The organism is Amycolatopsis pittospori, assembly GCF_013870525.1.
GTDB classification, from domain to species: domain Bacteria; phylum Actinomycetota; class Actinomycetes; order Mycobacteriales; family Pseudonocardiaceae; genus Amycolatopsis; species Amycolatopsis pittospori.
Genome location: NZ_JACBXD010000154.1, coordinates 1 through 9,248 on the forward strand (window position 1 = coordinate 1; position 9,248 = coordinate 9,248).

6 protein-coding genes are annotated in these 9,248 nt (G+C 69.9%); 5 read left to right on the forward strand and 1 reads right to left on the reverse strand.

The annotated features are described in order from the left end of the window. The 5 genes from H5J31_RS38675 to H5J31_RS38695 form a co-directional block, all read left to right on the forward strand. Positions 1-1,697 (forward strand): LuxR family transcriptional regulator (locus tag H5J31_RS38675; RefSeq protein ID WP_236005652.1); only part of this gene is annotated, 1,697 nt, incomplete at its 5' end. A gap of 284 nt (positions 1,698-1,981) precedes the next feature. Then, on the forward strand, positions 1,982-3,541 hold the full coding sequence (locus tag H5J31_RS38680; protein WP_181777618.1) for a S8 family peptidase: 1,560 nt from the start codon (positions 1,982-1,984) through the stop codon (positions 3,539-3,541). Between the two features lie 27 nt (positions 3,542-3,568). Continuing rightward, the gene (locus H5J31_RS38685) at positions 3,569-5,029 is read left to right on the forward strand and encodes a trypsin-like serine protease (protein WP_181777619.1); all 1,461 of its coding nucleotides are present in this window, start codon (positions 3,569-3,571) and stop codon (positions 5,027-5,029) included. Positions 5,030-5,056: 27 nt separating this feature from the next. Then, positions 5,057-6,595, forward strand: a complete 1,539-nt coding sequence (locus H5J31_RS38690; RefSeq protein WP_181777620.1) for a S8 family peptidase — start codon at positions 5,057-5,059, stop codon at positions 6,593-6,595. Positions 6,596-6,760: 165 nt separating this feature from the next. After that, positions 6,761-7,507, forward strand: coding sequence for a thioesterase II family protein (locus tag H5J31_RS38695; RefSeq protein ID WP_181777621.1), 747 nt, complete (start codon positions 6,761-6,763; stop codon positions 7,505-7,507). Here the strand turns inward: H5J31_RS38695 and H5J31_RS38700 are convergent. Then, positions 7,497-9,248 (reverse strand): LuxR family transcriptional regulator (locus H5J31_RS38700; RefSeq protein ID WP_181777622.1); only part of this gene is annotated, 1,752 nt, incomplete at its 5' end. The genes H5J31_RS38695 and H5J31_RS38700 overlap by 11 nt on opposite strands.

Genomic DNA, 9,248 nt, shown 5'->3' on the forward strand with positions numbered 1-9,248 from the left:
GCGACGTCGGCGAATGGGTCCGGTGGACGTCGGAGGCCGTCGACCGGGCCGCGGCCGAGGGCAGACCGGACGAAGCGGTGCGGTTGCTCGAATCCGCGCTCGGCGACGAGGGCCTTTCCCGTGCGGACAGGGAGAACTTCGCCGTCCGGCTCAGCAGGGAAACAGCGTACGGGCTGGTCCGGGAGCATACGATGCGGTTGCTGCGCACCGCGGTGCGCGACTGGCCGATGAGCAAGGCCGCCCGCGGCGAGATCCGGCTGAACCTCGGCCGGGTGCTGATCAACCAGACCGCGCAGATCGACGCCGGCCGCTCGGAGATCCAGCTCGCCGTCGCCGACCTCTCCGACCACCGCGCGCTCCTCGCCCGCGGCCTGGTCACCCTGGCGCTCCCTCACGTCGGCGCCGTCCCGGTCGAGGAGAATCTGCGCTGGCTCGGTCAGGCCGAGCAGGCCAGCAAAGGGATCCGCGACAGAGAGGTCCTCGCCGCGGTGACCGCGAACCGGATGTCCGGCCGGATGCAGGTGGCCGATCCCGGGGTCTGGCAGGACGTCGGCACGCTGCCGGACGCACCCCGCTCGGCCGACGTCCGGCGGCAGGTCAGCCGAACCTACGTCAACCTCGCCGACGCGGCCGCGTGGAACGGTCACTACCCGGTGGCCAGGGCGTATCTCGCGACGGCGAGGCGGCTGATCCACGACGAGCACCAGCCTTATCTGGAGGCGCTGGCCGCCGGGACGGACCTGCGCCTCGACGTCGTCATGGGTACGTCGTCCACTGTGGACACCGAAGCCCGCCTGCTGGTCGAGCGGGTCGGCGAGGACAGTTCACTGGCCGCGGAACCCTTGCTGGCGCTCGGCTGGCACGACTTCGGACGCGGACGTCGGGCGGCGGCCCTGCGCCACTTCGACGGCGCCTTCGCCCTCGCGGCCGGGAGTGCGCCGCTCCAGGCGTCCGCGTTCGCCGGGCGGGTGGCGGTCCGGCTCGCGGGCAAGGATCTCCCGGCGGCCCGCCGTCTCGCCGACTTCGGCCTCGAGAACGTGCGCCGCAAGAACAACTGGGTGTGGGCGGCCGAACTCCTGCCCCTCGCCGTCCGGGTCCTGCTCGGTCAGGGCGAGACCGGGACGGCCGAGACGCTGGTGGCGGAATACCGGGAAGGGATCGACGGCCGCGACGCACCTCTGGCCCACGCCGCCGACCTGCTCTGCCGGGGTCTGCTCGCCCGATCACAGGCGGCCGAAGCGGCCGAACTGTTCAGCCAGGCGGCCCTGTCCTATCAGGGGTTGCCGCGCCCCTACGCCGCCGCGGGCGCGCACGAACTCGCCGGAGAGTGCTACATCGAACTCGGCGACCAACGGCGGATCCTCGGCTCGCTCACCTCGGCCGAGACGACCTACCGGACACTGGAGTCCCTTGTGGACGCTCAGCGGTGCCGCCGGGCGCTCGCGGCCCACGACCCGGGCATCCCCCGGCGCGGCCGCCGCGGTTACGGCCAGGCCCTGTCCCCGCGCGAACTCGAGGTCGTGACCCTGGCCGCGCGGAACCTCACCAACCGCCAGATCGCCGAACGGCTCTTCCTCTCCGCCCGCACCGTCGAGGTCCACCTCGGCCGGGCGCTGTGCAAACTCGACCTGCCTTCGCGCGCGGTACTGAGTGAAGAACTGCTGCGCGAACGCGTCTCCACGCCGAAGACCGCCTGAAAGTCCATTCTCCGGCAATTCCTTCGACACCTTCACGCCCGCACCGATAGATAGGGTCCCTTATTCATTGGCACTACGGCTCGAATAAATTATCGCAATTATCGATCAGCGCGGTTTACGGCAGTGAACCAGCAGGTCAGAGCGCTGGCGAATTTATTGGGTAGCCCTGTCGAGAAGACCACTATTGTTCTCGGACCCCGGGAAATTCACTGTTGTCACGGCGAGGTGGCGGCGCGTTCAGCCTGCTCCCCGACGCCCGATTCCCCACTTTCAGGAGTATGCCGATGCGTGAAAGTTTCCGTCCACGAAGGGCCGTCGCCCTCACCGGCCTGGCCTTCGCCCTCGCGACAGCCGCCTTCGCCGCCCCCGCCGCGGCGGCGGGAGGGCAGACCGTCCTGAAGGGCGGCCCGGACGCCATTCCGGGCGCGTACCTCGTCACGTTCAAGGCCGGACAGGCGTCCACCGCCGACGCCCACTCGCTGGCCGCGGGCTATGGCGGTCAGGTCACCCGCACCTACGACTCCGCGTTGCGCGGCTTCGCGGGCCGGATGACCGAAGCGCAGGCACGGCGGCTCGCCGCGGACCCGGCGGTCGCCACCGTCGAACCGGACGCCCTCGCGCACGGCACCGACACCCAGAACGACCCCACCTGGGGGCTGGACCGGATCGACCAGAAGGACCTGCCGCTCGACAAGAAGTACAGCTACGCCAACAAGGGCGACGGCGCGACGGTCTACGTCCTCGACACCGGCACGGACTACCGGCAGAGCGAGTTCGGCGGCCGCGCGAGCAGCGGCTACGACTTCGTCGACAGCGACAGCGACGCCTCGGACTGCCACGGCCACGGCACGCACGTCGCCGGAACCGTCGGCAGCACGACCTACGGCGTCGCGAAAGGCGTGAAGATCGTCGCCGTCCGCGTGCTCGGCTGCAACTCCAGCGCGCCGTGGTCGACGATCGTGTCCGGTATCGACTGGGTCACCAAGAACGCCAAGAAGCCCGCGGTGCTCACGATGAGCATCGGCGGCGGCGCGACGTCCACCGTGGACCAGGCGGTCCAGGGCGCCGTCCGCGCCGGGATCACCGTCACGGTCGCCGCGGGCAACGAAGGCCAGGACGCCTGCAACGTCTCGCCGGCGCGTACCCCGGAGGCGATCACGGTCGCCGCGAGCGACGCGCAGGACAAACGGTCGATCTTCAACTCCTCGCAGTCGTCGAACTACGGGACCTGCACCGATCTCTTCGGGCCGGGCAGCAACATCACCTCCACCCGCAACGGGGGCGGCACGCAGCAGATGAGCGGCACCTCGATGGCGACCCCGCACGTCGCCGGCGCCGCCGCGCTCTACCTGACCGCGAACCCGTCGGCCACCCCGGCGCAGGTCGCCACGGCGCTGGTCGACAACGCCACCCCCGGCAAGATCTCCGACGTCAAGGGCTCGCCGAACAAGCTGCTGTACACCGGTTTCCTCGGCGGAGGCACGCCGAACCCGCCCTCCTGCGCGGGCGGCACCAGCACCGACGACGTCGCGGTCCCCGACGCGGGTGAAGCCGTGAGCAGCACCGTGACCATCGGTTCCTGCGACGCCAAGGGGACTTCGGGCACTTCGGTGGCCGTGGCGATCAAGCATCCGTACTCGGCCGATCTCAAGATCGACCTCGTCACGCCGAGCGGCAAGGTCGTCAACCTCAAGCAGGCGGGCGGAGAGAGCTCCGTCGACCTCTCGAAGACCTACACCGTCGACACCTCGGCCGAAAACCGGTCCGGCGACTGGAAGCTGCGTGTGCAGGACGTCTACCGGTTCGACACCGGCGTGCTCGACAGCTTCGGCCTGACCTTCTGATTTCCCTCCCCTGCGAAAGGAAACACCGTGCAGAGAAAAAGAATCCTGGGCCTGCTGGCACTGGGTGTGACGGCGCTGTCGATCCCCGTGACCGCCGGAACCGCCGGGGCGGCGCCCCAGCCGACCACGTCGGCGATCGCCCCCACCGGCGACGTCCGGATCCCCGACGGCGCCCACGCCCAGGGCATCGGCGGGGCACCCGCTTCGGTGAAGGACTACCCGTTCGCCATCGCCGCCCTGCGTGAAGGCGGCTCGCGGCCCAAGGGCCAGAGCTGCAGCGGTTCGGTCGTGGCGCCCCGCAAGGTGATGGTCGCCGCGCACTGCAAGGAACTGGCAGGCGAGAAGTCCGTCCTTTATGGACTGGACGATCTGAAGAGCACCGGCGGTACCCAGCTCAAGGCCGTCGACTACCAGCTCCACCCCAAGTTCACCCAGCCTTGGAACGGGTACGACGTCGCGATCATCACCACCGACGCCGACATCCCCGTCCCCGCCGGCGGTTACGCCAAGGTCGCCACGTCGGCCGACACCGGCCTGGAGACCCCGGGCAAGGACGGTTTCAGCCTGGGCTACGGCAAGAAGACGCAGAACGACAGCCCCGCCGACGTCACCCTGCAGAAGCTGACGCTGCCGATCGTCGACGCGAACCAGTGCACCGGCGTCGAGAACGGCGTCGACCCGGCGACGATGATCTGCGCCGGGTACTCCGACGGCCGCAAGACCGTGCTGCCCGGTGACAGCGGCGGCCCGTTCGTCGTCAACGGCGTCGTCGTCGGCATCACGTCGTGGAGCCGCAGCGACTTCAAGTGGTACAGCGTCTACAGCCGCCTGAACAACGAGATGGGCGACTGGGTCAAGCAGCAGATCGGCGAGGTCCCCAGCACCGACAAGTTCACCCTCGCGGCGGCGCCGGGCTCGGCGAAGGTCGACCCCGGCAAGTACGTCTCGACCTCGATCACGAGCAAGCCGGGCAAGAACGGTGCCGAGGACGTCGCGCTGACCGCGTCCGGTCTGCCCGATGGTGCCAAGGCGACCTTCCAGCCCTCGACCATCAAGTCCGGTGACACGGCGAAGCTGACGATCGAGACCGCGGCGGGCACGCCGGAACGGGATTACACGATCACCGTTTCCGGCAAGGGGAACACCGACACCGCGACCACCACGCTGACCCTGACCGTCGGCAAGGGCGGCAGCGAGCCGGGCGACCTCAAGGTGACGCTCAACCCCGCTTCGGGCACCGCACGGCCGGGTTCCATGGTCAGCACGAAGGTCTCCGTGACCGGTGGCAGCGGTTCCATCACCCTCTCGGCCTCCGGCTCCGGCCTGCCGTTCGCGCCGTTCTTCACCCCGCAGACCATTTCCAGCGGCGGCACCTCGACGATGCAGGTCTTCCCGCCGTTCCAGGCGGGCACCTATCCGATCACCGTGACGGCGAAGGACGGCTCCGGCAAGACCTCGACCGCCACGTACACGCTCACCGTCCAGTGACCTCCCGGAATCCTGAGGTGATCTCCCATGCGTAACCATCGGAAACTACTGCTGGCACTGGGCGCGCTGGCGCCCCTGCTGGCGCTCGGCGCCGGAAACGCGGTCGCCGCCGAAGCCGAAGGTGTCGTGGTACAAGCGAAACAGCACTACGGCGACCAGTACATCGTGGTGCTGAAGGACGGGCTCGCGACAGCGCAGGCGTCGTCGGCTTCGCTGACCCAGCGGTTCGGCGGCGAGGTCCGGTCCACCTGGTCCGCCGCGCTGAACGGCTTCTCGGTCAAGAAGATGACCGAGAAGCAGGCCCGGCGGCTCGCGGCCGACCCGTCGGTCAAGGCCGTCTACCAGGATGGCACGGCCCGCGGCACCGAAACCCAGACGAACCCGACCTGGGGCTTGGACCGCGTCGACCAGAAGTCCCTGCCGCTGGACAAGAAGTACACCTACAACAACAGCGGGGAGGGTGTCACCGCGTACGACCTCGACAGCGGCATCAACCCGGCCAACCCGGAGTACGAAGGCCGGGCGAGCCTCGGTAAGGACTTCATGGGCGGCGACGGCAAGGACTGCCACGGCCACGGCAGTCACACCGCCGGCACCCTCGGCAGCAAGACCTACGGGGTCGCCAAGAAGGTCAAGATCGTCGGGCTGAAGGTGCTGGGCTGCGACAACTCCGGGCCCGACTCCGGCATCATCGACGCCGTCGACTGGGTGACGGCCAACGCGAAGAAGCCGGCCGTGGCGAACATGAGCCTCGGCATGGACGCACCGGGCGTCGGCGACGACGCGGTCAAGAAGTCGATCGCGTCGGGCGTCGTCTACGGCGTCGCGGCGGGCAACGCCTCGACCGACGCCTGCAACACCAGCCCGGCGCGGGTGCCGGAGGCCATCACGGTGAACGCCACGGACTCCAGCGACAACCGGTCGTCGTTCTCGAACTACGGAAGCTGCACCGACATCTTCGCGCCGGGCACCAACATCACGTCGCTGAGCCCGACCAACGGTGGGTCCGCGGGGATGAGCGGGACCTCGATGGCGACGCCGCACGTCGTCGGCGCGGCCGCGCTCTACCTGGCGGCCAACCCGTCCGCGACGCCGAAGCAGGTGCGTGACGCGCTGGTGAACAACGCCTCCGACGGTGTCGTCAAGAACCCTGGCAGCGGCTCGCTGAACAAGCTGCTGAACGTTTCGTTCATCGGCGGCGGTGGCCCGGCGCCGAAGTGCGGGACGAAGTCGAACACCACCCCGGTGTCGATCCCGGACGCAGGCGCCGCGGTGACGAGCACGGTGACGCAGGAGGGTTGCGACGGCAGGGCGTCTTCGTCGCTGCCGGTGAAGGTCGACGTCAGCCACACCTACACGGCCGATCTGGTGCTCGACCTGATCGGGCCGAGCGGCAAGACGTACCGGCTGAAGGGTTCCGGCGGGGTCGGCTCCGCGGGCGGTGTCCACGAGACGTACACGGTCGACGCCTCGGGGGAGAACGCCAACGGCACCTGGAAGCTGAGCGCCCAGGACGTCTACCGGTTCGACACCGGATCGCTCGACGGGTTCACGATCACCTTCTGACCAGGGTGGGGTGAGAGGAGCGGGACCGGTGCTCGACGACCGGTCCCGCTCCGGCCGTCCCGCCGCCCGGACAGTGAACAAGCCCGCACACCGTGGACTCACTCCGCGGCTCCCCCGTACATTCCGAGGGTGCGCGGGCTTTCCGCGCGGATTGGGGGAATTCCGATGGCGGTGCAGGCTCCGCGCGGCTGGACGCGACGTTTCCACCCGGCGCCGGCGGCCGGGACGCGGCTCGTCGTCTTCCCGCACGCGGGCGGTTCGGCGAGCGCGTATCACTCGCTGTCCGCGGCGCTCTCCCCCGCCGTCGACGTGCACACCGTCCAGTACCCCGGCCGCCAGGACCGCCTCGCCGAGCCGGTCATCGCCGATCTCCACGTCCTCGCCGAAAGGCTGGTCGACGTGGTCTCGGCGATCGAGGGACCGTTCGCGCTCTTCGGGCACAGTATGGGCGCCGTCATCGCGTTCGAGGTCGCGCGACGGCTCGAAGCGCGTGACGTCGTCCCGGCGGCGCTGTTCGTTTCGGCCCGCTCCGGACCGGACGTGCTCAAAGAGGAATGGCACCACCTCTCCGACGACGCCGCGTTCCTCGCCGAGGTCGACCGGCTCGGTGGCACGGACATGACGGTCCTCGGCGACCCGGACCTCCTCGAACTCGCGATGCCAGCGCTGCGCGGCGATTACCAGGCCATCGAGACCTACCGCTACCGGCCGGGCCCCGGCGTGACCTGCCCGATCGTGGCGTTCACCGGCGACGCGGATCCGGTCGTGAACGTGCCTGACGTGGAGAAGTGGCGCGAGCACACGACCGGCTCGTTCGAGATGGACGTCTTCGACGGCGGGCACTTCTTCCTCGACAAGCACTTGGACGCCGTCGTCGCCCGGATCCTCGGCACTGCGGCCGTCAGTCCCTGACGCCTTCCCGGCTCGCCCACGCGACGACCTCGGTCCGGTTCGCCAGCCCCAGTTTCGCCAGGATGCTCCGGACATGGCTTTCCACCGTGCGTTCGGAAAGCACCAGCCGTTCGGCGATCTTCCGGTTGCTCAGGGCGTCGGCGAGCAGGGCGACGATCTCGCGTTCCCGGCCGCTGAGCGGGTCGGCGGCACGGCGTCCGGCGCGGATCCGGTCGAGCAGTGCGGAAGCCCGCGCGAGCGGTCCGGGAAGGCCGAGCCGGCGGAGCTCGTCCGACGCCTCGCGCGCGATCCCTTGCGCGCGATCGAGATCGCCTCGGGCGACCAGGACTTCGGCGAGCAACAGCCGGGCCCACGCGACGCCGGGTCGCGCGCCGATGCCTTCGTTGATGGCGATGGTCTGCTCGAACAACCGCATCGCCTCGTCGTGCCTGCCGAGCACGGCGTTGAGCCGGGCGGGTTGCTCCAGCGTCGAGCCGGTACCGAAGACGCCGGCGCCCCCGGCCACGACCGGCCGCACTTCTTCGAGACGCCGCAACAGATACTCCGCCATCTCGACGTCTTCGAAGGCTTCGACCAGCGGCACGAGATTGGGCAGCGCGCCGGTCGCGTGCAGGGCGAACTCCGGGCTGCGCACCAGCGGCACGAGCTGTTCGTACCGCACCCGCGCCTCGTCGGTCTTGCCGGTGAGCAAACTCAGCAGCGGCCGCGAGACCAGGGTGACCGGCAGGTGCGGCGCCAGATCCAAGAGCGTCCCGTAGTCGCCTCGCAGGTCTTGGACATCGCCGGTGAGCAACACGAGTTGCGTCCGGAACGCGTACGACATCCCTTTGGCGGAGAAGTCGTCCGCGAGTTCGGTGTCGGCCAGTTCCTCGGCCTCGAAGTCGAGTTCCCGCGCCTCCGCCAGATCCCCTCGTAACGCCAGCACCGAACTGCGCAGCCGCAGATCGTGCCAGCGGATCAACGGCAGCCTGGTCAACCGCGCCAGCGTCGTCACCGCGACCAGCTCGTCGTCGACGAGCGCCATCCGCCCGTCCTCCAGCGCCGCGTCGATCCGCCATTTGTGGCCCCACAAGGAGACCAGCGGCTGCCCGGTCCGCGTGCCGAGTTCGGCCGCGAGCGCCCCGAGCCGCAGCCGTTCGGACAACGGAAGGCTGTCCGGATCGACCTTCATCCGGGCACGGACGGCGTCGACCAGCGTTTCGGGATCGCCCACCTCCTCAGCGAGCGCGAAGGCCTCTTCGGCGAGTGTCCCCGCTTCGGCGAACCGGCCGAAGTCGGCTTCCACCGACGCGCTGTGGGCGAGCAGGCGCGCCCGCGTCGCCTTGTCGACTCCGTCCTCGGCGAGCGCGCGGGCGGCGAGATCACGGATGCCGGGCAGCAGATCCGGCGCGGCGACGTCGCGGACCACCAGCGCCGCGCGGGCGACGAGCCCGGCGTCGGCGGCGCGTCGCGCGTGTTCGAGACTCCGCGCGAACCGGCCTGTCCGGTACTCGGCGACGGCGAGGTCCAGCAACAGCCCGGCTCGATCCACTTTGGACAGTCCGGTCTTCGCTCGCGCGTCCAGCGCCATCGCGAGGAATCGTGCCGCCTCGTCGAAAGCCAGCGCGCGGTTGGCTTCTTCGGCCGCGAGCGCCGCCCACTCGGCCGTCTTCCCCGGCGCCGTCGCCGAGCGCAGCCAGTGCCCGGCGACCGAGATCATCGGTGTCCTCGCGGTCGCCCGGCACTGGCGCACCGCGATGGC

Coding starts and splice junctions, on each gene's coding strand:
- H5J31_RS38680 (WP_181777618.1), top strand. CDS start 1,982: ATGCGTGAAAGTTTCCGTCCACGAAGGGCCGTCGCCCTCACCGGCCTG.
- H5J31_RS38690 (WP_181777620.1), top strand. CDS start 5,057: ATGCGTAACCATCGGAAACTACTGCTGGCACTGGGCGCGCTGGCGCCC.
- H5J31_RS38695 (WP_181777621.1), top strand. CDS start 6,761: ATGGCGGTGCAGGCTCCGCGCGGCTGGACGCGACGTTTCCACCCGGCG.